This window comes from Ruegeria atlantica, assembly GCF_013032505.1.
Taxonomy (GTDB): Bacteria; Pseudomonadota; Alphaproteobacteria; order Rhodobacterales; family Rhodobacteraceae; genus Ruegeria; species Ruegeria atlantica_F.
In genome coordinates this window covers 26,718-52,380 of sequence record NZ_WQCG01000007.1, presented here as the reverse complement: position 1 = coordinate 52,380, position 25,663 = coordinate 26,718, and the positions used below count along the sequence as shown (strand labels likewise).

21 protein-coding genes and 1 tRNA gene are annotated in these 25,663 nt (G+C 57.9%); 15 read left to right on the top strand and 7 right to left on the bottom strand.

What is annotated here, in order from left to right; all coding sequences use genetic code 11:
* From GOW92_RS19985 to GOW92_RS19965, 5 genes are all read right to left on the bottom strand, one after another.
* Positions 1-780: a citryl-CoA lyase gene (locus GOW92_RS19985; RefSeq protein WP_170563913.1), complete on the bottom strand. Its 780-nt coding sequence runs from the start codon at positions 778-780 to the stop codon at positions 1-3.
* Positions 777-1,964: a CaiB/BaiF CoA transferase family protein gene (locus GOW92_RS19980; RefSeq protein WP_170563910.1), complete on the bottom strand. Its 1,188-nt coding sequence runs from the start codon at positions 1,962-1,964 to the stop codon at positions 777-779. The genes GOW92_RS19985 and GOW92_RS19980 overlap by 4 nt, the downstream gene beginning before the upstream one ends.
* On the bottom strand, positions 1,954-3,465 hold the full coding sequence (locus tag GOW92_RS19975) for a tripartite tricarboxylate transporter permease (protein WP_170563907.1): 1,512 nt from the start codon (positions 3,463-3,465) through the stop codon (positions 1,954-1,956). Before GOW92_RS19975 ends, GOW92_RS19980 begins: the two co-directional genes overlap by 11 nt.
* 1 nt (position 3,466) lies before the next feature.
* Complete coding sequence (locus GOW92_RS19970) at positions 3,467-3,949, bottom strand: tripartite tricarboxylate transporter TctB family protein (RefSeq protein WP_170563904.1); 483 nt, start codon at positions 3,947-3,949, stop codon at positions 3,467-3,469.
* Positions 3,950-4,015: 66 nt separating this feature from the next.
* Positions 4,016-4,993: a tripartite tricarboxylate transporter substrate binding protein gene (locus GOW92_RS19965; protein ID WP_170563901.1), complete on the bottom strand. Its 978-nt coding sequence runs from the start codon at positions 4,991-4,993 to the stop codon at positions 4,016-4,018.
* A gap of 107 nt (positions 4,994-5,100) precedes the next feature.
* On the opposite strand from GOW92_RS19965, the gene GOW92_RS19960 reads away from it, so the two are divergent.
* The 11 genes from GOW92_RS19960 to GOW92_RS19910 all read left to right on the top strand — a co-directional run bounded on the left by GOW92_RS19960 (position 5,101) and on the right by GOW92_RS19910 (position 16,733).
* Complete coding sequence (locus GOW92_RS19960) at positions 5,101-5,769, top strand: response regulator transcription factor (RefSeq protein WP_170563898.1); 669 nt, start codon at positions 5,101-5,103, stop codon at positions 5,767-5,769.
* On the top strand, positions 5,759-7,126 hold the full coding sequence (locus tag GOW92_RS19955) for a sensor histidine kinase (RefSeq protein ID WP_170563895.1): 1,368 nt from the start codon (positions 5,759-5,761) through the stop codon (positions 7,124-7,126). The genes GOW92_RS19960 and GOW92_RS19955 overlap by 11 nt, the downstream gene beginning before the upstream one ends.
* Complete coding sequence (locus GOW92_RS19950; RefSeq protein ID WP_170563892.1) at positions 7,105-8,109, top strand: ABC transporter substrate-binding protein; 1,005 nt, start codon at positions 7,105-7,107, stop codon at positions 8,107-8,109. The genes GOW92_RS19955 and GOW92_RS19950 overlap by 22 nt, the downstream gene beginning before the upstream one ends.
* Positions 8,110-8,252: 143 nt before the next feature.
* Positions 8,253-9,347 carry an MHYT domain-containing protein gene (locus GOW92_RS19945; protein WP_170563889.1) on the top strand — a complete coding sequence of 365 codons (1,095 nt, stop codon included), beginning with the start codon at positions 8,253-8,255 and terminating at the stop codon, positions 9,345-9,347.
* Positions 9,348-9,486: 139 nt separating this feature from the next.
* On the top strand, positions 9,487-10,320 hold the full coding sequence (locus GOW92_RS19940) for an FAD binding domain-containing protein (RefSeq protein ID WP_170563886.1): 834 nt from the start codon (positions 9,487-9,489) through the stop codon (positions 10,318-10,320).
* A gap of 14 nt (positions 10,321-10,334) precedes the next feature.
* Positions 10,335-10,829: a (2Fe-2S)-binding protein gene (locus GOW92_RS19935; protein WP_170563883.1), complete on the top strand. Its 495-nt coding sequence runs from the start codon at positions 10,335-10,337 to the stop codon at positions 10,827-10,829.
* Positions 10,826-13,243, top strand: a complete 2,418-nt coding sequence (locus GOW92_RS19930) for an aerobic carbon-monoxide dehydrogenase large subunit (protein WP_170563879.1) — start codon at positions 10,826-10,828, stop codon at positions 13,241-13,243. Before GOW92_RS19935 ends, GOW92_RS19930 begins: the two co-directional genes overlap by 4 nt.
* Before the next feature lie 53 nt (positions 13,244-13,296).
* Positions 13,297-14,163 carry an AAA family ATPase gene (locus GOW92_RS19925; RefSeq protein WP_170563875.1) on the top strand — a complete coding sequence of 289 codons (867 nt, stop codon included), beginning with the start codon at positions 13,297-13,299 and terminating at the stop codon, positions 14,161-14,163.
* A complete protein-coding gene (locus tag GOW92_RS19920) occupies positions 14,160-15,350 on the top strand; it encodes a vWA domain-containing protein (RefSeq protein WP_254453100.1) in 1,191 nt (396 codons plus the stop codon). Before GOW92_RS19925 ends, GOW92_RS19920 begins: the two co-directional genes overlap by 4 nt.
* 11 nt (positions 15,351-15,361) lie before the next feature.
* Positions 15,362-16,174 carry an XdhC family protein gene (locus tag GOW92_RS19915; protein WP_170563872.1) on the top strand — a complete coding sequence of 271 codons (813 nt, stop codon included), beginning with the start codon at positions 15,362-15,364 and terminating at the stop codon, positions 16,172-16,174.
* 106 nt (positions 16,175-16,280) lie between these two features.
* Positions 16,281-16,733 (top strand): CoxG family protein, encoded by a 453-nt coding sequence (locus GOW92_RS19910; RefSeq protein ID WP_170563868.1) that lies wholly within the window; start codon positions 16,281-16,283, stop codon positions 16,731-16,733.
* Positions 16,734-16,836: 103 nt separating this feature from the next.
* On the opposite strand, the gene GOW92_RS19905 is transcribed toward GOW92_RS19910, so the two are convergent.
* Positions 16,837-16,923, bottom strand: a tRNA-Leu gene (locus GOW92_RS19905).
* A 198-nt stretch (positions 16,924-17,121) separates the two neighbouring features.
* On the opposite strand from GOW92_RS19905, the gene GOW92_RS19900 reads away from it, so the two are divergent.
* Positions 17,122-18,105 carry a complex I NDUFA9 subunit family protein gene (locus GOW92_RS19900; protein WP_170563864.1) on the top strand — a complete coding sequence of 328 codons (984 nt, stop codon included), beginning with the start codon at positions 17,122-17,124 and terminating at the stop codon, positions 18,103-18,105.
* Here the strand turns inward: GOW92_RS19900 and GOW92_RS19895 are convergent, their stop codons facing one another.
* Positions 18,106-18,909 carry an undecaprenyl-diphosphate phosphatase gene (locus GOW92_RS19895; protein ID WP_170563861.1) on the bottom strand — a complete coding sequence of 268 codons (804 nt, stop codon included), beginning with the start codon at positions 18,907-18,909 and terminating at the stop codon, positions 18,106-18,108.
* 230 nt (positions 18,910-19,139) lie between these two features.
* Here GOW92_RS19895 and GOW92_RS19890 point away from each other — a divergent pair, with 230 nt between their 5' ends.
* From GOW92_RS19890 to gltB, 3 genes are read left to right on the top strand one after another with little or no spacing between them, the layout of a single operon-like run.
* Positions 19,140-20,573 (top strand): NAD(P)-dependent oxidoreductase, encoded by a 1,434-nt coding sequence (locus GOW92_RS19890; RefSeq protein WP_170563857.1) that lies wholly within the window; start codon positions 19,140-19,142, stop codon positions 20,571-20,573.
* Positions 20,574-20,600: 27 nt separating this feature from the next.
* Positions 20,601-21,035: a GFA family protein gene (locus GOW92_RS19885; RefSeq protein WP_170563854.1), complete on the top strand. Its 435-nt coding sequence runs from the start codon at positions 20,601-20,603 to the stop codon at positions 21,033-21,035.
* On the top strand, positions 21,032-25,564 hold the full coding sequence (gene gltB / locus GOW92_RS19880) for a glutamate synthase large subunit (RefSeq protein ID WP_170563852.1): 4,533 nt from the start codon (positions 21,032-21,034) through the stop codon (positions 25,562-25,564). The genes GOW92_RS19885 and gltB overlap by 4 nt, the downstream gene beginning before the upstream one ends.
* The last annotated feature ends 99 nt before the right edge of the window (positions 25,565-25,663 follow it).

Here is a 25,663-nt window from a genome sequence, read left to right as displayed (position 1 = left end):
CTATCCCTCGGGTGCCATCCCATCGTACGTCCAGCGATATTTCGGTGGTGTAGGACCTTTGTTGCGGCCGCCCTGCTGCATCTGTTCCCATGCATGTGCCAGTATTCCAACTGACCGTGACAAACAGAACAACCCTCGCGCAAGCGGGGGTTCGAACCCAAGCTCAGCGTAGATAACGGCGGTAGCGCCGTCGATATTCATCGGGACGGGTTTGCCTTTACGGTGTGCAAGCTCAGCTTCGATATCCAATGCTATTTTGCGGAAATGTCCGTCACACGCGCCGCGTTCCACCGCATCTGAGACCAAAGCCATCAACCGGGGTGCGCGTGGATCAGTCGGTGTGTGAAACCGGTGACCAAAACCCGGTAATATCTTTCCGCGTTCTTCGATCCAGTCGTCAATTCCGGTTTCGATCCCGCCCGCGTGGGACCTGACAAAGTGATACAGCTCAACCGCCTGCTCACCGGCCCCACCATGGACGTCGCCCAGCATGTTCACTGCGCTGGCCATCGCGTTGTTCAATGGCAAACCGCAGGTTACAGCCATCCGAGCCGTCGCAATGGACGGTGCCTGTGGTCCGTGATCCACGGCGGCAACCAGTGCCGCCTCGAAAAGACTGGCCTGAGCGGGTGAGGGGCGGTCGCCGCGGACCAGAAACCAGATCATTTCGGCAAAGCTCAGGTTGCCGATCAGCCCCTCAATAGGTTCACCCCGCAAGGCAATGCGTCCGGGTTCCATATCGATGATGGAGGTGCGCCACCAGTCGGAAACATCATTCATATCACTCCATCCTTAGCCAGGTCTTCGATCTCGTCAGCAGACAAGCCAAGTTCGGACCAGATCACAGCATTGTCTGCGCCCAGTTTTGGCGGCGCGGCCTGTGGCATGTTTCGGTGCCCGTCCATCACCACAGGGCTGCCAGCCAGCTGCATGTCCTCTCCGTGCACGTGCAGAGTTCCAATTAGCCCTCGGTCAGAGAGTTGTTCGTCCGCCAACGCTTCGGGGACTGTCAGAACTTGCCCCGTGGGTACGCCGAGGCCGTTTAACGCGCTGACCCACTCGCTTGCGGGACGCGATTTAAGGGATTTCTCCAACTCATCCCTTAAAACGTGGCGGTTTCTTTTGCGATCTTCGCGCGTTGCAAAATCCGGGTGATTCAGCAGGTCCTCGCGACCAAGGTACCGGGCGAGGGCCTGCCATTGCTCATCGCGATTGGCTGCGATGTTGATCGGGCTGTCAGATGTGGCAAACGTGCCGGAGGGTGCCGAGGTCGTGTTCTCATTGCCATGCGCACCGGGCGTTACACCGCCGACAAGGTAGTTGGACACAACCCAACCCATGGTCGAGATCACGGCCTCAGACATGGCAATATCCAAAAATGCGCCACGTGGATTTGCGTTCAACGCGGCGCTCACGGCGAAGGCGGCCGTCAACCCCCCCACGGTGTCGGCCAGGGGATAGCCAACACGATAGGGCGCTGTGTCCGCTGCGCCGGTGATCGACATGACCCCGCTGATCCCCTGTACGATCTGGTCGTAAGCGGGGTCACCGCGGCGCGGTCCATCCTGTCCGAACCCGCTGATTGCGCAATAGATCAAGGCGGGGTTTTCGGCACGCAGAACCTCATACCCCAGACCCAGCCGGTTCATGACACCGGGCCGGAAGTTTTCAATCAACACATCGGCCGATTTCACAAGTTGCTTCAGAAGAACCTTGCCCCGGCGGGACTTCATATCCAGCGTGATCGATTTCTTCTGAGCGTTCTGCGCCAGAAAGCTGACCCCCATACCGGCTTTGTTCCGGTCAGGATCAGCCCCAAGCACACGCGCCAGATCACCACTGCCGGGGCGTTCGACCTTGATTACCTCAGCCCCCATCAGGGCCAACTGGTAACAACAATACGGGCCAGCCAGCACGTTTGTCAGATCAAGGACCCGAACACCCCTGAGCGGTTCAGTCCCCATCAGCCACGCCCGCTGCCCGTGCCCGCGCACGACGCGCGCGATAGCTGGGCAGTAGCACCAATAGAACCGCAATCACGAGCAGCCCCAGGGTCATCGGGCGTTCCCAGATAAAGGCGATGCCGTCATAGAGCTGCATCGAGCGTGCAAAGTTATCCTCCATCATGCCGCCCAGAATGAACCCGATCAGCAAGGGGGCTAGTGGATAATCCGCGAACTTTAATGCGGTTGCGCATACCCCGAAACCGACGAGGATTAGCAATTCGGTAGCGTTGTTTTGCCCGATATAAGCGCCCATCAGTGTGAAGAACAAAATGAACGGGATCAGATAGTTGCGCGGCACCGCCAGAACTTTGGCAATGTAGGGGATCAACGGCAGATTCAGGATCAACAACACAAGGTTGCCGATGAACATCGACATGATCACCGCCCAGAAGATCTGGGGCTCGTCAATCATAAGCCTGGGTCCGGGTGTCACGTTCAACGCTATCAGGGCACCCAACAGAATTGCTGTTGTGCCTGACCCGGGAATACCCAGTGTCAGCAAGGGAACAAACGACCCTGTACAGGCTGCGTTGTTCGCAGACTCGGGCGCTGCTAGGCCCTTGATCGAACCCTTTCCGAATTCTTCCTGCTCTTCCTTGGGAGCGATGTTTCGTTCAACCGCGTAGCCAAGGAAGCTTGCGATGGTCGCGCCCGCACCGGGCAGGACGCCAATAAAGAAGCCCTGCACGGATTGGCGACCAATGACCGGAGCGATTGCCTTTGCCTCGTCTTTGGTCACGCGCAAGTCTTTGATTTCTCCGTCGTCGCCCTTCAGGTCTTTTGGCTTCAGTACCAGAAACAAGGCCTCGGGCAGGGCGAACATAGCCATGGCCAGCGTGATGAAGCCAAACCCGGATTGCAGGTCCATGATCCCCATTGTGAAGCGTGGCAGGTTGAACAGCGCACCTTCGCCGACTGTCGCCATGATCAACCCCAAGGTCGTCATGATGATGGCTTTGGCCACTTGCCCCGAACCAGCAAAGGCGGCGATGGCGGAAAGTCCGACCACCATCAGCGCGAAGTACTCGGCAGAGTGGAACAACAGCGCCACGGATGACAAAGCCGGCGCAAAGATCATCAGCAACACCGCGCCCAGCGTACCGCCCGCGAAACTGGCGATCGCGGCAATGGTTAGCGCTTTGCCCGCCTTGCCTTGTCGGGCCATCGGATAGCCGTCAAAGCTTGAAGCAACGGTGCCCGCGACCCCCGGCGCGTTGAGCAGAATGGATGAGGTCGATCCGCCAAAGATCGCGCCATAGTAGACACCGGCCAAAAGGATCAGCGCAGCCGATGGATCGCCCATCGAGATCGCGACCGGGATCATGATCGCGATGATCGACATTGGGCCTAGACCCGGCAGCATGCCGATGAACGTGCCGATCAGGCAGCCCGCGATGACCATCAGAAGGTTTTGAATTGAGAATGCCGTTTGCAGGCCGATCAACAGTCCTTCGAGCATGTCAGCCTCCGAACAGGCCCGGCAGGGGGCGCATGTAAATACCAAGAACTTCCTGAACCAGATACCAGACGGCTCCGGTTGCGATGAACGCCACCGGCAGCATGATGTGCCACTTGCGCTCGCCCAGAATAAAAGACCCGAGGATCAGGAAAGCAGAGGTTGAGATCAGAAAACCAACCGGACGCAGACACAGGGCGTAGACAACCATCAGCACCAACAGCGAGATTGCCTGACCAAGGTGGTACTCTCCCAACCGGCGGTAATCGATGTCGGCCTCTTTGACTTCGCTTTTCTCAAGGCCAAGCAGGATGATTACACAGGCGACCGCGCCCAAAACCGACAGCACTTTGGGAAACGTGCTGGGCCAGATTGGGTTTCTCTGCATGAAAGGAGGAAGACTTCCATCCATCGTGAACCAGGCGGCGTACCCGTATGTCAGGCAAACACCCAGCAAAATAAGCGCGATCCAGCGATCCAGCGCCATGATGTCCCCTCCCTTTTTTCGTTCTTAGGGTCGGCAGAGCGACCAAACGCTCTGCCGTAGATAGCTTTAGAGGAAGCCCAGCTTCTTCATCAGGTCGCTGATCTGCTGCTCCTGATCTTCCAGGAACGCTTCGAAATCGGCGCCAGAGTTGTGGATATTGACCCATCCGTTACGGGCGCGGACTTCTTCCCACTCAGGGGTGTCGTACATCTTGGTGATGGCGGCCTGATAAGCGGCCAGCTTGTCCTCGGGCAGGCCGGGGGCTGCAAAGAAACCACGCCAGTTCACGAAGGTGGTGTCGATGCCCTGTTCCTTCATGGTTTGGGCGTCCGGTGCGGCATCCACGCGTTCCTCCGATGTTACACCGATAATTTTGACCTCACCTGCATTGGCCAGATCGACAGCTTCCGAGAAACCAGTCGACAGGGCGGCGATCTCACCCGACAGCAGGGCCGCCATGGCTTTACCACCGGCGTCGTAGGGGATGTATTTCACGCCCAGTGCGTCTTTACCCGCGGCTTCCATGACCATTGCGGCAACCAGGTGGTCCATGCCGCCCGGAACCGAGCCACCACCGATCGCGGTAGCACCCGGATCAGCGTCATAGGCGGCCAGCAGATCGGCCATCGAGTTGATCGGGCTGTCTTTGCCCACAACGATTGCTGCGTAATCGCCGATTGTGCCCGACACCAGTGTCAGATCGCGGAAGTTATGTGGGAACACGCCAGTCAGCGAACGGATCACGATGGGCGTCGAGTTGACCATCAGTGTGCCGTGGTTGCTGTCTGCGTTTTCGATCAGGAAACCGATGGCCTTGCCACCGCCTCCGCCCGACATGTTTTCGTAGGACGCTGTGCCCACAAGACCTGCATTGGTCAGTGCTTCGCCTGTTCCGCGTGCAGTTCCATCCCAGCCACCGCCGGCGCCGCCGGGGATCAGAAAGTGAATGCTGTCCACGACTTCTTCGGCAGCGGCAGGTCCAACCAGACCAATTGCTGCAACAGCTGCGATCAGGGCCCGACGGCCCAGGTTAAATGTTGTCATTGTGTCCTCCCATTTGACAACCGGCCGCTCAGCGGCACAGATTATTCCACACCTAAACACGCCAACCTGACATCAACCTGTCATGCGAAAAGAAACTGTTTCCGCCCATGAAATTTCTGCTTGTCGAAGACAACCTCGACCTCGCGAATGCGATCAGTTCCCGTATGCAGCTGGATGGCCATGTCGTTGATCATGCAGCGAATTTAGAGGATGCGCGCGCTTTTGTTTCGACCGAGGAATATGACCTAATCCTTTTGGACATCATGCTGCCCGATGGGGACGGGCGCGAGTTCCTAAGACAGCATCGCGCAAGCCGTTTGGACACTCCGGTGATTGTTCTGACCGCGCGCAGCCAGGTTTCGGATCGAATCGGTTCGCTTGACCTTGGGGCTGATGACTATGTTACCAAGCCCTTTGATCATGCCGAGCTGGAAGCCCGCTGCCGAGCCGTTCTGCGCCGGAAATCCGGAAGTGCGAAGTCGACGATTGAAATCGGCGGCATTGTCTTTGATCCGGTTGCCGGGCATTTGATCGTCGATGGGGCGACGCTCTCTCTTCGTAATCGCGAGCTGAGGATGATCGAGCTGTTCATCAACGCGCCGGGTCAGGTGTTTTCCAAACAAAAACTCGCAGACAGGCTTTTTTCTTATGATGACAATGTGTCGGATAACGCGATTGAGGTCTATGTCGGACGCCTGCGAAAGCATCTTGAAAAATCCCGTATGAAAATAACCACATTGCGCGGGCTGGGATACAGGCTGGATCATGACGACTAGCCCAACCGTTTCAGGATCCTTGAGGAATAGGCTGGTGTTGACGTTGATCGGGGGAGCAGCGGTTCTGGCGATCCTTTTATTCCTGACAGTGCGCAGCTATGCCGCAAAAGTCGCGCAGCAGGGACAGGATGATATTCTGGGGGCGTCCGTGTCTTCGATTCTCGATGCCGCCGCGCTGCGCGACGGCCAACTTGAGGTAGACATTCCCTATGCAGCGTTTTCCATGCTCAGTACGCCATCGGACGACCGGGTGTTTTACGCGATCTACCAAGATGGAGAGTTCCTATCCGGTTATGAAGATCTGAACCTTGCAGAAGGCCCTGCCACGGGAAGATGGGCCTTCCAAACCGGTGAGGTGCGCGGTGAACGGGTCCGCCAGGTCAGCGCCAGCCGAACCTTGGTGGGGTTGGGGCGCCAGACCGAGATCGAGGTCGCGCTGGGGCAGACGCAGGACGCGTTATCCGACACGCTGGATCAGATTTCGCGCAATGCGGCGTATTTGGGGCTCGGGTTTTTTCTGCTGACCGCCGCTCTTTCGTTCTGGGTCACATCATCAACGATCGGTCAATTGAACAAACTGACCACCTCGGTCACACGCCGGGGGCCCCAAGACCTTAGCCCGTTCAAGAAACCCGTGCCGAAAGAGATGGCGCCTCTGGTGATGTCGTTGAACTCGCTCATGGGTCGTCTGGACCAATCGCTTAGCCAATCCGAGGACTTTATTGCCGAAGCTGCGCATCGCGTGCGAACTCCACTGGCAACCGTCAGATCTTATGCCGAGGCGACCCTTCATCGTGTTGAACGAGAAGACAACCGTGAGGCTTTGAAAGCCATGGTGCGAGCCATCGACGAAAGCTCGCGCGCGGCGGGACAGTTGCTGGATCACGCCATGATCACGTTTCGGGCGGATCACTTGGAACGTGAAGAGATTGATCTGGTCATCCTGATCCGCGATCTGGTTCAACGACTGATCCCGATTGCCGAAATGAAAGAGCTGACGCTTTCATTGTCGGGTGAGCCGTCGGTTCCATATTCGGGCGATCCGATCCTGATTCAGAATGCCGTACGAAACATGGTTGATAACGCCCTAAAATACGCGCCATCAGACAGCACCGTAGAGATCACGATCATCGCACATCCCGAACCCCAAATTCAGGTGCGCGATGCAGGCCCCGGTTTTCCGCCTGACGAAATCGACACACTAACGCGCCGGTTCGAACGGGGCCAGAACGCGGCGGGAACTATCGGGTCCGGATTGGGTTTGACGATTGCGCAGGATGTGGCGACGGCGCATGGCGGTTCGCTGATCCTCAAAAACCGGGCAAAGGGGGGCGCATGCGTAATCTTATCGCTCTAGTTTTGTTGGTTTTTCCCCTTGTTGGATGGGCCGATGACTGGGAAGATCGATTGGTTTTCAATGAAAACGCGGACGGCCCGCGTCTTCGCGTCATCTCCAGCACCGATACGGTTTTGTTCGCCCCGGTGATCGAAGGGTTTGTCGCAGAAAACCCTTCAATTAGTGTCGAATATCTTGTCTCGGGTACTGCCGACATCAACCGGCGCGTACGCGCAACGCCCGAGGCGTTCGATGTAGTCATATCCAGTGCAATGGACCTGCAACTGAAACTGGCCAATGACGGTTTTGCGCTGCCGGTCGACGATGTCCCGGTGCCCCATTGGGCCCAATGGCACCACAGCCTTTTTGCGTTCACCTCCGAACCGGCGACAATTGTGATCAACCGTACCGCATTTGAGGGGCAGCCCATCCCCCAAACCCGGCAGGGACTGATCGAGGCATTGCGCAAACGACCCGAGGCGTTTCGCGGTAAGGTCGGAACATATGACGTACGCCAGTCTGGTCTAGGATATCTGTTTGCCACGCAAGATGCGCGTGCGTCCGAGACCTATTGGCGATTGATGGAGGTGATGGGCGGCCTGGATGTGCGGCTTTATTGCTGTTCGGGCGAAATGATCAATGATCTTGCGGATGGATCGATCCTGGTCGCTTACAATGTTCTGGGCAGTTATGCCGCTGTCCGAACCGAGGGCAAGGACGCGCTTGAGGTTATATTACCATCCGATTTTCAAACAGTCATGATGCGCACTGCGATGGTGTCGAAAGCAACGCCCGAACCCAAAGCTGCCGAGATGCTTTTGCGTTTTCTGGTGACGGAACGGCCAGCCGTAGCCGAAGACGCCAGCCTGCTTCCACTTTTGCAACCAGGCGATGGTGCGGACGGGCGCGAGACAATTGGCCTTGATCCTGCTTTGCTGACCTTTCTGGATGGATTGAAACGCACGAAATTCCTTTCGGCATGGGAAAATGCCGTTATCCAGTAACGGGACCAACAGAACCGTCCGGCGGATAGGCAAAACCCGAAACAGACACCGTCGAGCCCGGAATTCATTACCAACATGTAATTGTCCCAATTAAATCCGTTTGCTAACGTCACCCACGCGTCGGGGAGGGCGTGTAAATCCAAATGTTGGACTACTCTCATAACACGTGGCTTGTGGCGGCGTCTTTGGCCGTGGCGATGATGGCCGGGTTCACCGGGCTTTATCTGACGCATGGGGCCTCAAAACTGGACGACCAAAAACGCAAGCTGGTCGTGGCATTGGCCGCGATCATTCTGGGCGGTGGCATATGGTCGATGCATTTTGTGGCCATGCTGGGGCTGCAGTTGCCGATCCTGTTTTATTATGACGCCCTTATCACCCTGATTTCCGCACTGGTTGCGATCCTGATGGTTGGTCTGGCGCTGTTGATCCTGCACTTTCGCCCCCGGACGATGGGAACAATCGTCGGTGCGGGCGTGATCGTGGGGCTTGGAATTGTCGTCATGCACTATGTCGGCATGGCCGGGATGGAGCTGTGCCGCCCAGTCTACAACGCCTGGGATGTGGTGATTTCAACCTTGGCTTCGGTCGTTCTGTCGGTGCTGGCGATTTGGGTGGCCTACGACAACCGAACACAGCGCAACATTCTGCTTGGGACGGTGTGTTTCGGATTGGCGGTCTTCACGATGCATTTCGTCGCCACTGGCCTGACCGATTTTGTCGCAAGCGATACCGCGGGTCGCGCCGGACCTGCACTGAACAATCAGGTTTTGGCGATGGGCGTGACGGTGGCCGTTTTCCTGATCTGCGGTGCATTCCTGTTGACCGGCATCACCTTCATCGAACCCACCTCGACCATCGCTGCACCCGAGGGGCCGGCGGCCGATCCCGAACCCACCGCGCTGCGCGCTGGCGTACCGTTTGAGCGCGAAGGCCAGACCTTTTTCGCTGAACCGTCAAGTATCGCGGCCATCCGAGCCGAAGGGCACTATACCGTTCTTTACATGAATGCCGAGAAACTGTTCTGCCCGTGGTCCATTACCGAAGCTGAATCGCGGCTGGCACCTGACGGATTTTTGCGGGCCCATCGCAGTTATCTGTTGAACCCAAAACATGTCTCGCGGTTTGAGAGGCACAAGGACAACGGAACCTGTTATTTCGACGGGGTCGACGCGTTGACCAAGGTGCCGGTAAGCAGATCGCGTCTGACAGATATACGCGAGGCGCTGGGCCTGTAGTCGCAGTTCGTGCAGTTCATTCGCATTTCGTGAAACAAGCCGCGCGCCCCGTTTCCGCTGGCTGGAATGGCCAAGTTTACCGTTCTTTTCTTACCGAAGGTCCCCCAAGGCACAACGTCCGGACCCAGGGAGGAAAAACATGATACCAGCCGGTTTTGAGTATCACCGGCCAGGCGATATTGCCTCGGCCATTGGCATTTTGCAGGAACATGGAGACGAAGCGCGCGTGATCGCAGGCGGGCACAGCCTGATTCCGATGATGAAGTTGCGCATGGCCGAGATGGGCCATCTGGTTGATCTGCAAGCCATTGATGAACTGAAGGGCATCGAGGTCGGATCTGATACCGTCACGCTCGGCGCGATGGTAACTCAGCATGAGTTGATCACCCATGATGGTCTGGCTTCGGCCGTTCCATTGATCCGCGAGGCGGCTTTGCAGATCGCGGACCCGCAAGTCCGCTATGTTGGTACTGTTGGCGGGAACGTCGCCAATGGCGACCCGGGCAACGACATGCCGGGCCTGATGCAGTGCCTGAACGCCACGTTTGAACTATCGGGCCCTGACGGCACCCGCAGTGTGGCAGCACGGGATTTCTATGAGGCCGCGTACTTTACTGCACGCGAGGACGAGGAAATCCTGACCCGGATTTCGATCCCCGTGCCAAGCTCCGGGGTGGGTCAGGCGTACGAGAAGCAGAAACGCAAGATCGGCGACTACGCGACGGCCGCAGCTGCGGTGATGGTTGGCAACGGTCAGGCCTCGGTCGCGATGACCAATCTTGCGGATACGCCCGTCTGGTCCGAAAGCGCAAGCAATGCGCTGGCTGACGGAGACGTCAGCGGCTGCGTCGCCGCGATGCTCGAAGCAATCGACCCGGTGGCCGACAATCGCGGCCCAGTCGAATTCAAAAAACACGTGGCCGCCGTGATGCTGCGCCGTGCCATCGACCGTGCGCAAAGCCGCGCGAGTTGAGGGGAGGAACAACGATGTCAAAAATGCATGTAAAACTAACGGTGAACGGCAAACAGGTCGAAGGACTGGCCGAGCCGCGCACGCTGTTGATCCACTTCCTGCGGGAAGATCTGAAAATCACCGGCCCCCATATTGGTTGTGAGACCAGCCATTGCGGCGCCTGCACCGTGGATATCGATGGCAAGTCCGTTAAATCCTGCACCACCTTCGTGGCGCAGGTGAACGGCGCCGATGTGACCACTGTTGAAGGGCTGACCAATGACGATGGAAGCCTTGGCGTTCTGCAAGAGATGTTCCGCGAACATCACGGGTTGCAGTGCGGTTTTTGCACACCGGGGATGATCACCCGCGCGCATCGACTGCTACAGGAAAACCCGAACCCGACCGAGGAAGAAATCCGTTTTGGTATGGCGGGAAACCTGTGCCGCTGCACCGGGTATCAGAACATCGTCAAGGCGATCTCGGCCTCGGCTGACGTGTTGAACGCTCAGAAGGAGGCCGCGGAATGAACGATCAAACCATGACCCCCGAAGAACGCGCCGCCAATCTCAAAGGGATGGGAAGCTCGCGCAAACGCGTCGAGGATGTGCGCTTCACCCAAGGTAAGGGCAACTACGTCGATGACATCAAACTGGACGGGATGCTGTTTGGCGCGTTCGTCCGTTCGCCTTACGCTCACGCTCGCGTTGTCAGTGTGAACAAGGACGCCGCACTGGCCGTGCCGGGTGTGGTTGCCGTGTTGACCGCCGAAGATCTAGCTCCGCTGGGTTTGCATTGGATGCCGACGCTGGCAGGTGACAAGCAGATGGTTCTGGCCGACGGCAAAGTTCTGTTCCAGGGCCAGGAAGTCGCCTATGTCGTCGCCGAAAACCGATACATCGCAGCGGATGCGGCAGAGCTGGTCGAGGTCGAGTACGAAGAACTGCCTGTTCTAACCGATCCTTTCGAGGCTCTGAAATCCGATGTTGTCCTGCGCGAAGACCTCGCGGGTCAGACCGAGGGTGCCCATGGCCCGCGCAAGCATCACAACCACATCTTCACGTGGGAACAGGGCGACAAGGACGCGACCGAGGCCGTTCTGGGAGAGGCCGATGTCGTGGCCGAAGAGATGGTTTATTACCATCGGACTCACCCATGCCCGCTGGAAACCTGCGGCTGTGTTGCCTCGATGGATAAGGTGACCGGCAAGCTGACGCTCTATGGCACCTTCCAGGCCCCCCACGCGATCCGGACGGTTGTGTCGCTGATCTCTGGCCTTGCCGAGCACAATATCCGGGTGATCAGCCCTGATATCGGTGGTGGCTTTGGTAACAAGGTTGGTGCCTATGCTGGCTATGTCTGCTCGGTCGTCGCCTCGATTGTCACCGGCCAACCAGTGAAATGGGTTGAGAACCGGATGGAAAACCTGATGTCCACCGCCTTTGCCCGCGATTACTGGATGCAGGGCAAGATCGCTGCGACCAAGGATGGCAAAATCACTGGCCTCTGGTGTCATACCACGGCGGATCATGGTGGATTTGACGCCTGTGCCGACCCGACCAAATTCCCGGCTGGTTTCATGAACATCTGCACTGGGTCATATGACATCCCAACTGCTTATCTGGCTGTGGATGGGGTTTACACCAACAAGGCACCGGGCGGTGTGGCCTATCGCTGTTCCTTCCGGGTGACCGAGGCTGCGTATTTCATCGAGCGGATGATCGAGGTTCTGGCCATCAAGCTGAACATGGACGCGGCCGAGCTGCGCCGGATCAACTTTATCCGCAAGGATCAGTTCCCGTATCAGTCCGCACTGGGTTGGGAATATGACTCGGGCGATTATCACACTGCTTGGGACAAGGCGCTGAAGGCCGTGGACTATGAAGGTCTGCGGGCGGAACAGGCGCAACGGATCGAGGATTTCAAGGCTGGCAAAACCCGCAAACTGCTGGGCATCGGCCTGACGCATTTCACCGAAATCGTCGGGGCCGGACCGGTGAAGAACTGCGACATCCTCGGGCTGGGCATGTTCGACTCGTGCGAAATCCGCATCCACCCAACGGGTTCGGCCATCGCGCGGCTGGGAACGATCAGCCAGGGTCAGGGCCATGCCACGACCTTTGCCCAGATCATCGCCAGTGAGATCGGTTTGCCTGCCGACGATATCACGCTGGAGGAAGGTGACACCGACACCGCGCCTTATGGGCTTGGGACCTATGGCTCTCGGTCGACACCTGTGGCCGGTGCGGCAACGGCGATGGCCGCCCGCAAAATCCGCGCCAAGGCGCAGATGATCGCAGCCTACTTGCTGGAGGTGCATGACGACGACGTCGAGTGGGACGTAGATCGGTTCTCAGTCAAAGGCGCGCCCGAACGGTTCAAGACCATGAAGGAAATCGCCTTTGCCGCCTACAACCAAGCCATTCCGGGTCTTGAGCCAGGTCTTGAGGCCGTCAGCTACTATGATCCGCCAAACATGACCTACCCCTTCGGCGCCTATATCTGCGTTATGGAGATCGACGTGGATACTGGAGAATGGGACGTCCGGCAGTTCTATGCTCTGGACGACTGTGGAACCCGGATCAACCCGATGATCATCGAAGGGCAGGTCCATGGTGGCGTGACCGAGGCGCTGGCCATCGCGATGGGTCAGGAAATCGCCTATGATGAAATGGGTAACGTCAAGACCGGTACTCTGATGGACTTCTTCCTGCCCACGGCATGGGAGACGCCCAACTACACCACAGATCATACGGTGACGCCGTCTCCGCATCACCCGATCGGTGCCAAGGGCGTGGGCGAGAGCCCGAATGTCGGCGGCGTGCCTGCGTTCTCGAACGCGGTGCATGATGCATTCCGGCCATTTGGCCTTGTTCAGAGCCACATGCCGCATGACCACTGGCGTATCTGGAAGATCGCCAACGGTTTGGGAATGCACGGCTAACAGGAAAAGCCGCCGCGCCGAAATACAGCGCGGCGGCAATCCGGGAGAATGGCATGAGCTTGCATGACATACAGCAAGGCCTCGCCGAGGTGGGCTATGTTGCCGACGACCGATTGGCTATGGCGTTGCATCTGGCGCAGACGCTTGGGCGTCCATTGCTGCTGGAAGGCCCGGCTGGGGTCGGTAAAACCGAGGTCGCCAAGGCGTTGGCAGCACAGCGCGCGGCGCGGTTGATCCGGTTGCAGTGCTATGAAGGGCTCGATGCCAGCCACGCGATTTATGAGTGGAACTACCAGCGCCAGCTGCTGGCTATTCGCGCAAGCGAGGCACAGGGCGGCACCAGCGAAGCGCAGCTGTTCAACGATGACTATCTGCTGAAGCGACCTTTGTTGGAAGCAATCAGCGAAGAAGAACCACCCGTTCTGCTGATCGATGAGATCGACCGGGCAGATGAGGAGTTTGAGGCCTATCTGCTCGAGATTTTGTCGGACTTTCAGATTACCATTCCCGAACTTGGCACCATCAAGGCGCGTTCGCGGCCCATCGTGATCCTGACGGCGAATGGGACGCGGGACCTGTCGGATGCGTTGCGGCGTCGGTGCCTGTATAGTTTCCTCGACTACCCATCGCGGGAAACGGAAATGGCGATTCTGAAAGCTCGCATGCCCGAAGTCGAAGGGCTGCTGGCGCGCCAGATTGTTGGCGTCGTGCAGGCGCTCCGCAAAGAAGATTTGGAAAAGACCCCCGGCATCGCCGAGATGCTGGACTGGGCGGCCGCCCTTTCAGGGCTGGGTGTAAACGATATGGCGCAATCCCGCGAAGAGGTTCAGGCAACCCTTGTTTGCCTTCTGAAGACCGCTGCTGACTATGACGCTGCCCCACCCGAAGTGATGGATCGCCTGATCGGAAAGGTGGCATGATGCAGGTTACTCGGTTCCCTTCTCGTGCATCGGGTCTGTCGGATCGCATGTCCGGTTTCATCGCACATTTGCGCATGAACGGGATGCGTGTGGGACCAGCTGAGACAGGTGACGCATTGGCAGCGCTGGCTGCGGTTGAGGCGACGGATGTGAGACAGGTCCAGCAGGCGCTTTGCGTATTGCTGGCTGGCGACGCTGACGATTGGCGGCGGTTCGATGAGCTGTTCGAAGCTTATTGGTTCAATACCGGCAAGCAACGCACGGGAACCGCCCAAACGGCTCATGTGCGGGTCCAATCCGCCAAGCCGATGATCTGGCAGCAAGAGAGCCCGGATGCTCAGGAATCCGATACCGATACGGATCAGGCCGCCGCACCTGATACCGGCGATGGGGAGGCCGTGGGGAGAGATGGGAAGCTGATTGCGACCCGTACGGCCAACCTGTCGCGCCGGGATTTGCGCGAGTTGATGGATGAAGACGCGCTGCGGCAGGCCGAACAAGCAGCAACGGCCATCGCGCGCGCTATCCGCGATCGGCGCTCGCGCCGGCGCAAACAGTCGCAGCGAGGACCTGCTTTGGACATGCGTCGCATACAGCGGGCCAGCCTTGCGCGGGGCGGAGAACCAATGGACCTGTACCGTCGCGCCCGTCCGCCGCGCCCGATGCGGATCGTGGCACTGTGCGATGTCAGTGGATCGATGACGGTCTATTCCCGGGTTTTTCTGGCCTTCCTCAAGGGTCTGATCGGCAGTGGAACAGAGGCGGACGCCTATCTCTTCCATACCCGCCTAATGCGCGTCACGGATGCGCTCCGCGACCACGATTCTCTGCGTGCGGCTGGGCGGCTCTCTCTAATGGCCGAGGGATTTGGCGGCGGCACGGACATTTCGGGCAGTCTTGAGCAATTTCTGAGCGGATATGGAGCGCGGGCTTTGAACGGGCGGACCATCGTGCTGATCTTGTCAGACGGGTATTGCAGTTCCGACCCCCAGGCGCTGGGCGATGTGCTGGGGCGCATTCGTCGCAAGGCGCGACGGATCGTGTGGCTAAATCCGCTGAAAGGCTGGCGCGACTACCAACCCATCGCCGCCGCAATGCAGGCCGCAGAACCGTATCTGGATGCGCACTTGCCCGCCAATACGCTTGAAGCGTTGGCGGCGCTGGAGCCGCAATTCCGTAAGTTGTGAATGGAGCCCACATGGCAAATTTCGATATATTCGACACGATTGAGCAGCTGCGCAAAACCGATGAAGCCTTTTGCGTGGCCACGGTTTTGCGCACTGCTGACGCAACCTCGGCCAAAGCAGGGGGCAAAGCGGCGATTACGAAAGACGGACGGATTCTGGGGCATTTGGGTGGCGCTTGCGTTCAGCGCGCGGTCCGGGCTTCGGCGATGCAGGCGCTGGCCAACGGTGCGCCGCAGATGATCCGGGTCAAACCTTCGGAAAAGGTGGTGAACATGACCGATCCTGACGGTGTTCAGACGTTCAAAAGCGGATGCCCCTCGGGTGGCACAGTCGATCTGCTTGTCGAGCCGTATCAGCATGCACCGCGTCTGGTGATATTTGGCGAGTCGCCGATTGCAGCGGCACTGGCGGCGCATGGGGCGCTGGCCGGTTTCCGTGTCCTTGTAAGCGAAGCGGCCGAAACAGACGGAGATTTCCAGCGATTCAACGTGGAATCGACCGAAGGTATTGGAATCGAGCCACAGGACTTCGTTGTTGTTGCCTCGCAAGGAAAGGGGGATGCTGCCGCCCTGGCCGCTGCCCTGCGAACGGATGCCAAACGCGTTTCGATGGTTGCAAGCCACCGCAAGGCCGAAACGCTGGTGGCCAAACTGATAGCACAAGGGATGGACCCGATAAGAGCGGGGCGGCTTAAATCTCCTGCAGGTCTGAACATTCACGCAATCGATCCGCATGAGATCGCCGTGTCGATTCTGGCCGAAGTTGTGCTTTGGCGAAACAGTGACAAATCAAAAACGGAGGCCCATGATGAAAAACGTGCTTAAGCGCCTGAGGTCCCTGTGGCCCGCGCGTCCCGAACAAACTCCGGAAGAGGCGACAGAGACCGCGCTTCTGGTTTATCCAAGATGCTGTTGAATAAAGGAAAGTTGAATGGAACTGAGTGACGAAGTCCGCATCGCCGCGCCGCGGGATGTGGTTTACAAGGCTCTGAATGACCCCGAAATCCTGCAGGAGTGCATTCCGGGATGCGAAGAGTTGATCCAGAATTCGCCCGAAGACCTGGAGGCCAAGGTGGTCCTGAAGATCGGCCCTGTCAAAGCCCGGTTTGCGGGCGCTGTGACGCTGGACAACAGCAATGCACCGAACGGGTTTTCACTGACGGGTGAGGGTAAAGGCGGCGCCGCCGGATTTGCCAAGGGCGGTGCAGACGTGACGCTGACCGAAGACGGCGACGAAACTGTTTTGGCTTATACTGCCAAAGTCGACGTCGGTGGTAAGATTGCCCAGTTGGGCAGCCGTCTGATTGCCGGCACAGCGAAAAAACTGTCGGGCAAGTTTTTTACGCGATTTGGCGAAGTTGTTTCAGAACAATCCGTCACCTGAAGGCCTTGCCGGGGCCGGTGATCCGACCGGCCCGCATCAGACCAAAACCCATGGATACGCAGTTTCCCCAAGGAAATGTCAGTGTTCTGAATTTATAGGGATTTGGTGCCCAGGAGAGGACTCGAACCTCCACGTCCATACGGACACTAGCACCTGAAGCTAGCGCGTCTACCAATTCCGCCACCTGGGCAGGTGTCGTGGAGGGGCGTTTAAGCCCACTGGCTGGAAGGGTCAACCAGATTCGGGAAGATTTTTGAAAGTTTTTTCCTCGCTTCCAAATTCAGCTTGAATTGGTTGGTTTTTTCGCTGGTGCGCGGCGTTATTGCGCCTTGTTTGAAAAGGCTCAGAGAGCTACATCGAAAGAGGACCCACAAGCAGGAGCCCTCTCATGTCGAAAATGGTCACGATTTATGGCGGATCGGGATTTGTCGGTCGGTATATTACGCGACGCATGGCAAACGAGGGGTGGCGCGTTCGGGTTGCGGTGCGGCGCCCGAATGAGGCGATGTTTGTCAGGCCCTATGGCGTGGTTGGTCAGGTTGAACCCATTTTGTGCAATATTCGCGACGATGCTTCGGTCGCGGCCGCGATGCATGGGGCCGATGCGGTAGTGAATTGCGTGGGCGTGCTGAACGAGCTGGGCAAGAACGCCTTTGACGCCGTGCAGGCCGATGGGGCCGAGCGGATCGCGCGATTGGCGGCCGAGCAGGGCATTGAGCGCATGGTGCATATTTCAGCCATCGGAGCGGACGCTGAATCCGACAGCGCTTATTCCCGTACTAAAGCGCATGGAGAGGCCGGTGTGCTGACCCATATGTCAGACGCAGTTATCTTGCGCCCGTCTGTGATTTTCGGGACTGAGGACCAGTTCTTCAACCGGTTTGCCGGGATGACCCGGATGGGACCATTCCTGCCGCTGGTTGGCGCCGACACCAAATTCCAGCCGGTTTATGTGGATGACGTGGCCAAGGCAGCCGTTCAGGGTGTTTTGGGTCGCGCTGAGCCCGGTGTGTACGAATTGGGCGGGCCTGAGGTGAAAACCTTTCGCGCGCTGATGCAGCAGATGCTTGATGTGATTCACCGTCGTCGGGTGATTATCGGAATGCCCTTCTTTGTGGCCCGCATAATGGCTGGCGTTTTGGACATCATTAAATTCGCCAGCTTCCAGTTGTTCCCGAACCACATCCTGACGCGCGATCAGCTGAAAAACCTGCGCCGCGACAATGTTGTGTCCGACGGGGCCAAAGGATTTGCCGATCTTGGGATCGAGCCAGCGACGCTGGAATCCGTGCTGCCTGATTACCTGTGGAAGTTCCGTCCTTCGGGTCAGTACGACGACATCCAAAACTCGGCCAACAATCTGCGGACCTGATCAACTGTAGGCGATCACAAGAAGGATTGCGCCGAGGATCACGCGGTAAATGACATAAGGTGTAAAACTGACACTGCGCAGCAGGCGCATCATCAGGGTCAGGGCCAACAGGGCAGAGATAAACGCAAAGAAGGCCGCGATTGCGCCATCGCGGGCCAATTGGGCATCTGCTACACGGATCACATCGACCGACAGCAGAACGCCAGAAGCCAGAATGGTCGGGATCGACATCAGCATTGCAATTCGCGCGCCGTCCTCGCGTGTATACCCCAGTTGCCGCGCGCCCGTGATGGTGATGCCGGATCGGGATGTTCCGGGTATCAGCGCGAGAACCTGCCATAGCCCCATGATCAGCGCGTCGCGCAGACCCCATTCGCTTGCCTGTTTGGTCTGCGGCCCTTTTTGATCCGCCCAATACAGAACGAGGCCAAACACAAGCATGGTCCAGCCAATGACGGCCATCGACCTGAACGCCTCGATCAGGCCGGTTTGGAACAGGATTGCCCCGACAATCACGGTGGGAATCGTGGCGATGATCAGGCCCATGGCCAGTTGCGCCTGTGGTGTGTCGGTCTGTCCTGTCAGCGCTCTCGGAAGCCCAGCAACGGCTTGTTTCACATCGGACCAAAAGTACAGGATCACGGCACCCAAAGTGCCGACATGCACGGCAACGTCGATGGCCAGGCCTTGATCGTCCAGTCCGGTCAGGCTGGGTAGTAGGATAAGGTGGCCAGAGGAGGAGATCGGCAAAAACTCAGTAATACCCTGAATAATTGCCGCAAGAATCAATTGAAAAAGACCCATCTGCCCTGCCGTGTTGTGGTCACGTCCTTGTTTCGTTCAATGGGTATAAGTGCGCTGTGGAAAAGGAAAGTGCGCATATAGGTCCGAATCGGAACTAAAAAACACCTTTATTTCCGATCTAGCCTAAAATTTCTCACTATTTTCCCAAACTAGGTCAGCATAGTTGACTTTTCATCCAATTGCACATCACTTAAAGAGACCCGACCAAGCCAATTCATGGAGTTTGACCCGTGGCCAAGCAACCGATGCTGAAATTTGTGCAGATCGACCGCGTCATGCCCGAAAAGCGTGCCGCAGAAGACCGCAGAGAAGATTTTGATGAAATCTACGCCGAATTCGCAGCAGAAAAGGCTAGGGAACAAGCCAGCCGTTGCAGCCAGTGCGGCGTTCCATACTGTCAGTCGCATTGCCCGTTGCATAACAACATCCCTGATTGGCTGCACCTGACGGCAACAGGTCGGCTGGAAGAGGCCTATCAAACCAGCCAGGCCACCAACACGTTCCCCGAGATTTGCGGACGTATTTGCCCGCAGGACCGCCTGTGCGAGGGCAACTGCGTGATCGAGCAATCGGGCCATGGCACTGTCACTATTGGCACGATTGAGAAGTACATCACCGATACCGCATGGGACAAAGGCTGGGTGAAACCAACTGCTCCGGGTTCCGAGCGTGGCGAAAGCGTTGGAATCATCGGTGGCGGCCCCGGAGGCCTTGCGGCTGCGGACATGCTGCGCCGCGCGGGCATTCAGGTCACAGTCTATGATCGCTACGATCGTGCGGGTGGTTTGCTGATGTACGGTATTCCGGGCTTCAAGCTGGAAAAAGATATCGTGCAGCGCCGCAACGATCTGCTGGCCGATGGTGGTGTTGAGTTTGTTTTGAACTGCGATGTTGATGCCGCCAAATTCGAAGAAATCCGCACCAAGCATGATGCAGTGATCATCGCGACAGGTGTCTATAAGTCGCGCGATCTGTCGATGCCGGGCAGCGGTCTGACCGGGATTGAAAAAGCCATCGATTTTTTGACCGCGTCGAACCGCAAAAGCTTTGGGGACGAGGTCGAAGACTTCGACAATGGCCGCCTGAATGCCGAAGGCAAAAAGGTTGTTGTGATTGGCGGCGGTGATACCGCGATGGACTGTGTGCGAACCTCGATCCGTCAGGGTGCGACGTCGGTAAAGTGCCTCTATCGTCGTGACCGGGCGAACATGCCGGGCTCGCAGCGCGAAACCCAAAACGCCGAGGAAGAAGGCGTGATTTTTGAATGGTTGAGTGCGCCAAAAGGTTTCACCGGCGACGATGCCGTCGCAGGTGTGATGGTGCAAAAGATGCGTTTGGGTCAGCCCGATGCAACCGGCCGCCAGGCGCCCGAGGTGATCGAAGGTGCAGATTACGTTGAAGACGCTGATCTGGTGATCAAGGCGCTGGGCTTTGAGCCCGAAGATCTACCCACCCTATTCGGCCAGCCCGACCTGCCTGTCACTCGTTGGGGCACCGTCAAGGCTGCGTTCCAGACCGGCGAGACCGAGATGGACGGAGTCTATGCCATTGGGGACATCGTGCGTGGTGCCTCGCTGGTGGTCTGGGCGATCCGTGACGGACGCGATTGTGCCGATGCGATCATCGAACGTTTCAACGCCAAGGCCGCCATTGCTGCCGAGTAGCCTAATGCCCAGCGACAGGAGGGCCTGATGCCCGAATTGCAAGGTCAATGCATGTGTGGCGCGGTCACAGTGACAGCAACCCCGGCGCGAGATTCGCTGGGGGCTTGCCATTGTGATCAATGCCGCCGCTGGACCAGTTCGATGCTGGTGACCTTCGAAGCTGAGCCCGGCTATGCCGCCTTGGGGCCGGTAAAGACTTACACGTCTTCGGATTGGGCCGAGCGGGCGTTTTGCTCAGACTGCGGTTCGACGCTGTGGTACCGGATCACTTTGCCGGGCGAGATGCATGGACAAACGCAAATTGCTGCCGGTCTTTTTGAAGACACCGGCAACCCGCTGAAACTTGAACTTTATATCGACAAAAAACCCGATGGGTACGCGTTCGCAGGCGAACGCCGGCAGATGACCAAAGCGCAGGTCGAAGCCATGTATGCCCTACCGGAAGAAGGAGACAGCCAATGACCAAGTATGATGCCGATTGGGTGCGGGCCGAAGAAGCCAAGCGCAAATGGATGGCTGAAAACGGTCTCTATTCCGAAGATGAAGAGCATTCATCTTGCGGTGTAGGCCTTGTGGTTTCGGTCGACGGCAAAGCGTCCCGCAAAGTGGTGGATGCCGGGATCGACGCGCTCAAGGCGATCTGGCATCGGGGCGCGGTGGATGCGGATGGTAAAACTGGTGACGGCGCGGGTATCCACGTGCAGATTCCGGTCCCGTTCTTCTATGACCAGATCCGTCGCACCGGTCACGAACCCAAAATGGATGAGTTGATCGCTGTCGGTCAGGTCTTTTTGCCGCGCACAGATTTCGGCGCACAGGAACAGTGCCGGACCATCGTGGAAACCGAAGTTCTGCGAATGGGCTACTACATCTACGGCTGGCGTCACGTGCCGGTAGACGTGACCTGCTTGGGTGAAAAGGCCAACGCGACCCGGCCCGAGATCGAGCAAATCCTGATCTCGAACTCCAAAGGTGTGGATGAAGACACTTTTGAGCGCGAGCTTTATGTGATCCGTCGCCGTATCGAAAAGGCGGCGGCCGCAGCAGGCATCTCGGGTCTTTATCTGGCTTCCCTGTCCTGCCGCTCGATCATCTACAAAGGCATGATGCTGGCTGAGCAGGTCGCGGTGTTCTACCCAGACCTGATGGATGAACGCTTTGAATCCGCCTTCGCAATCTACCACCAGCGTTATTCGACCAATACCTTCCCCCAGTGGTGGTTGGCGCAACCCTTCCGCATGCTGGCCCATAACGGCGAGATCAACACGCTGAAGGGCAATATCAACTGGATGAAAAGCCATGAGATACGCATGGCCAGTGGAACCTTTGGCGACTATGCCGAAGATATCAAGCCGATCATCGCAGGCGGATCGTCGGATTCGGCAGCATTAGACTCGGTTTTTGAGGTTCTGGTACGTGCCGGTCGTTCTGCCCCAATGGCAAAAACCATGCTTGTGCCGGAAAGCTGGTCGAAGCAGGCCGTTGAGCTGCCGCAGGCCTGGCGCGATATGTATTCCTACTGCAACTCGGTGATGGAACCGTGGGATGGACCAGCTGCGCTGGCAATGACTGACGGACGCTGGGTCTGTGCGGGTCTGGACCGGAACGGTCTGCGTCCGATGCGCTATGTGGTGACCGGCGATGGTCTGGTTATTGCAGGGTCCGAGGCCGGGATGGTGCCGATTGATGAGGCCACTGTGACCGAAAAAGGCGCGCTTGGTCCGGGTCAGATGCTGGCCGTCGACATGAAAAAGGGCAAGCTGTTCCGCGACACCCAGATCAAGAATAAACTGGCGCGCGCCCTGCCGTTTGGCGAATGGGTCGGCAAGATTCACGATCTAGACGATACACTGGCCGGCGTCACCGAAGCTCCGATCTTTTCCGGGGAAGAGCTTCGTAAACGCCAGATCGCGGCAGGGTATTCTGTCGAAGAGCTCGAACAGATTCTCGCCCCGATGGCCGAAGATGGCAAAGAAGCGTTGGCCTCGATGGGCGATGATACGCCATCGGCAGTTCTGTCCAAGCAATACCGCCCGCTCAGTCATTTCTTCCGGCAGAATTTCAGCCAGGTGACCAACCCACCAATCGATTCTTTGCGCGAATACCGCGTGATGTCGTTGAAAACACGGTTTGCGAACCTCAAGAACGTGCTGGATGAAGACAGCAGCCAGACAGAGATCGTGGTGCTGGAAAGCCCCTTCGTAGGCAACGCCCAATGGGACAAGCTGGTCGAAAGCTTTGACGCACCGCTAGCTGAAATTGACTGTAGCTTTGAGCCCGGGCAAGGGGCATTGGGCGTGGCTTTGGCCCGTGTCAGAGCCGAGGCAGAAGAGGCCGTGCGCTCGGGGGCCGGGCATCTGGTACTGACCGATATGCGTTCGGGCGAAGGCCGGGTGGCGATGCCGATGATCCTTGCCACCAGCGCCGTGCATTCGCATCTGACGCGGCAGGGGCTGCGGACATTCTGTTCGCTGAACGTACGCTCGGCGGAATGTGTCGATCCTCATTACTTTGCGGTCCTCATTGGTTGCGGTGCGACTGTTGTGAACGCCTATCTGGCTGAGGATTCACTGGCAGACCGCATTGAACGCGGGTTGCTGGACGGTAATCTGACCGAGAATGTTGCCCGCTTCCGTGAAGCCATCGACCAGGGTCTTTTAAAGATCATGGCCAAGATGGGAATTTCTGTGATCTCGTCCTATCGCGGCGGTCTGAATTTTGAGGCTGTCGGCCTCAGCCGTGCGATGGTCGCAGAGTATTTCCCCGGCATGACCAGCCGGATTTCGGGTATAGGCGTCACCGGTATTCAGACCAAAGCCGAGGAAATCCACGCCAAGGCATGGAGCAAAGGTCTGGACGTACTGCCCATCGGTGGTTTCTACAAATCCCGTAAATCGGGTGAAACCCACGCTTGGGAAGCGACCTCGATGCATATGATGCAGATGGCTTGTAACCGTGCCTCTTACGAACTCTGGAAGCAGTACTCGGCCAAGATGCAGTCGAACCCGCCGATCCACCTGCGCGACCTGATGGACTTCAAACCTCTGGGCAAGCCGGTGCCGATTGAAGAGGTCGAATCAATCACCTCAATTCGCAAACGGTTCGTGACGCCGGGCATGAGCTTGGGCGCGCTGTCCCCCGAGGCGCATAAGACCTTGAACGTGGCGATGAACCGGATTGGGGCCAAGTCCGACTCGGGTGAGGGTGGCGAAGACCCGGCGCATTTCGTGCCGGAGCCGAATGGCGACAACCCGTCGGCCAAGATCAAACAGGTGGCTTCGGGCCGGTTCGGTGTGACCGCCGAATACCTGAACCAGTGTGAAGAGCTGGAGATCAAGGTCGCCCAGGGTGCTAAACCGGGTGAGGGTGGTCAGCTACCGGGCATGAAGGTCACCGACTTGATCGCGCGTCTGCGCCATTCGACCAAGGGCGTGACGCTGATCTCACCGCCGCCGCACCACGATATTTACTCGATCGAGGATCTGGCGCAGCTGATCTATGATCTGAAACAGATCAACCCGCGCTGCAAGGTGACCGTGAAACTGGTGGCGTCTTCGGGCGTTGGCACGATTGCTGCCGGTGTCGCCAAAGCCAAGGCGGACGTTATCCTGATCTCGGGCCACAATGGCGGAACAGGCGCATCACCTGCAACCAGCATCAAGTACGCTGGCCTGCCGTGGGAAATGGGCCTGACCGAGGCGCATCAGGTTCTGGCGATGAACAACCTGCGGGATCGTATTACGCTGCGGACCGATGGTGGATTGCGCACAGGTCGAGACATCGTCATGGCCGCGATGATGGGGGCCGAGGAATACGGCATCGGCACCGCCGCTCTGATCGCGATGGGATGTATCATGGTGCGTCAGTGCCAGTCGAACACCTGCCCGGTCGGTGTATGTACGCAGGATGAGGACCTGCGCGCCAAGTTTACGGGCAACGCAGACAAGGTCGTGAACCTGATCACCTTCTACGCACAGGAAGTACGCGAGCTTCTGGCCAGCTTGGGCGCACGTTCGATTGACGACATTATCGGTCGGGCCGATCTGCTGGCGCAGGTCAGCCGGGGTTCGGCGCATCTGGATGATCTGGATCTGAACCCACTGCTGATCACTGTCGATGGGGCGCATGACATTGTTTATGACCGCGACAAAGGCCGCAATGCTGTGCCAGACACGCTGGACGCGGAAATTGTGCGAGATGCGGCGCGGTTCCTGAAAGACGGCGAGAAGATGCAGCTGTCTTATGCGATTCAGAACACGCATCGAACTGTTGGAACCCGTGTCTCCAGCCATATTGTGCAGAATTTCGGGATGCGGAACACGTTCCAGTCCGATCACCTGCACGTCAAACTACAGGGCTCCGCGGGTCAGTCGCTGGGTGCTTTTGCGGCGCCTGGTCTTAAGTTGGAAGTGTCGGGCGACGCCAACGACTATGTCGGCAAGGGCCTCTCCGGCGGCACCATTGTGGTCCGCCCACCGCAAGTCAGCCCGCTGAAGGCAGATGAGAACACCATCATCGGCAATACCGTGCTGTATGGTGCCACCGATGGTTACCTCTTCGCAGCCGGTCGAGCGGGTGAACGGTTCGCCGTGCGGAACTCGGGTGCAACGGTCGTGATCGAGGGCTGTGGCTCGAACGGTTGTGAATATATGACCGGTGGTGTCGCGGTGATCCTGGGTAACATTGGTGCCAATTTTGGTGCGGGCATGACGGGCGGCATGGCTTATCTGTACGATCCCGAAGGCAAGGCCGAGCAGCTGATGAACATGGAAACGCTGGTGACCTGCCCGGTAACCGTCGACCATTGGGAAGATCAGCTTAAATCGCTGATCGAAGCGCATCAGGCTGAAACCAACAGCCGTAAGGCCGCCGACATTCTGCAACATTGGGAGGTCGAAAAGACCAACTTCCTGCAGGTCTGTCCGAAAGAGATGCTGAACAATCTCAGCCACCCTCTGACCACCGAGGCAGCCGCTGTTCCTGCCGAGTAAACTTTTCCGGCAAAACCAAGACAAAACCCCGCGTGTCACCTAGGACACGCGGGGTTTTCAATTTACGGACCGGCCTTGCTTAAGATCATATACCCGCGC

Bases quoted from the DNA above. Each gene is read 5' to 3' on its own strand.
- GOW92_RS19925 (WP_170563875.1), top strand. From the start codon at position 13,297: ATGAGCTTGCATGACATACAGCAAGGCCTCGCCGAGGTGGGCTATGTT.
- GOW92_RS19975 (WP_170563907.1), bottom strand. From the start codon at position 3,465: ATGCTCGAAGGACTGTTGATCGGCCTGCAAACGGCATTCTCAATTCAA.
- GOW92_RS19965 (WP_170563901.1), bottom strand. From the start codon at position 4,993: ATGACAACATTTAACCTGGGCCGTCGGGCCCTGATCGCAGCTGTTGCA.
- GOW92_RS19940 (WP_170563886.1), top strand. From the start codon at position 9,487: ATGATACCAGCCGGTTTTGAGTATCACCGGCCAGGCGATATTGCCTCG.
- GOW92_RS19885 (WP_170563854.1), top strand. From the start codon at position 20,601: ATGCCCGAATTGCAAGGTCAATGCATGTGTGGCGCGGTCACAGTGACA.
- GOW92_RS19935 (WP_170563883.1), top strand. From the start codon at position 10,335: ATGTCAAAAATGCATGTAAAACTAACGGTGAACGGCAAACAGGTCGAA.
- GOW92_RS19920 (WP_254453100.1), top strand. From the start codon at position 14,160: ATGATGCAGGTTACTCGGTTCCCTTCTCGTGCATCGGGTCTGTCGGAT.
- GOW92_RS19930 (WP_170563879.1), top strand. From the start codon at position 10,826: ATGAACGATCAAACCATGACCCCCGAAGAACGCGCCGCCAATCTCAAA.
- GOW92_RS19900 (WP_170563864.1), top strand. From the start codon at position 17,122: ATGTCGAAAATGGTCACGATTTATGGCGGATCGGGATTTGTCGGTCGG.
- GOW92_RS19950 (WP_170563892.1), top strand. From the start codon at position 7,105: ATGCGTAATCTTATCGCTCTAGTTTTGTTGGTTTTTCCCCTTGTTGGA.
- GOW92_RS19895 (WP_170563861.1), bottom strand. From the start codon at position 18,909: ATGGGTCTTTTTCAATTGATTCTTGCGGCAATTATTCAGGGTATTACT.
- GOW92_RS19945 (WP_170563889.1), top strand. From the start codon at position 8,253: ATGTTGGACTACTCTCATAACACGTGGCTTGTGGCGGCGTCTTTGGCC.
- GOW92_RS19915 (WP_170563872.1), top strand. From the start codon at position 15,362: ATGGCAAATTTCGATATATTCGACACGATTGAGCAGCTGCGCAAAACC.
- gltB (WP_170563852.1), top strand. From the start codon at position 21,032: ATGACCAAGTATGATGCCGATTGGGTGCGGGCCGAAGAAGCCAAGCGC.
- GOW92_RS19910 (WP_170563868.1), top strand. From the start codon at position 16,281: ATGGAACTGAGTGACGAAGTCCGCATCGCCGCGCCGCGGGATGTGGTT.
- GOW92_RS19985 (WP_170563913.1), bottom strand. From the start codon at position 780: ATGAATGATGTTTCCGACTGGTGGCGCACCTCCATCATCGATATGGAA.
- GOW92_RS19955 (WP_170563895.1), top strand. From the start codon at position 5,759: ATGACGACTAGCCCAACCGTTTCAGGATCCTTGAGGAATAGGCTGGTG.
- GOW92_RS19980 (WP_170563910.1), bottom strand. From the start codon at position 1,964: ATGGGGACTGAACCGCTCAGGGGTGTTCGGGTCCTTGATCTGACAAAC.
- GOW92_RS19960 (WP_170563898.1), top strand. From the start codon at position 5,101: ATGAAATTTCTGCTTGTCGAAGACAACCTCGACCTCGCGAATGCGATC.
- GOW92_RS19970 (WP_170563904.1), bottom strand. From the start codon at position 3,949: ATGGCGCTGGATCGCTGGATCGCGCTTATTTTGCTGGGTGTTTGCCTG.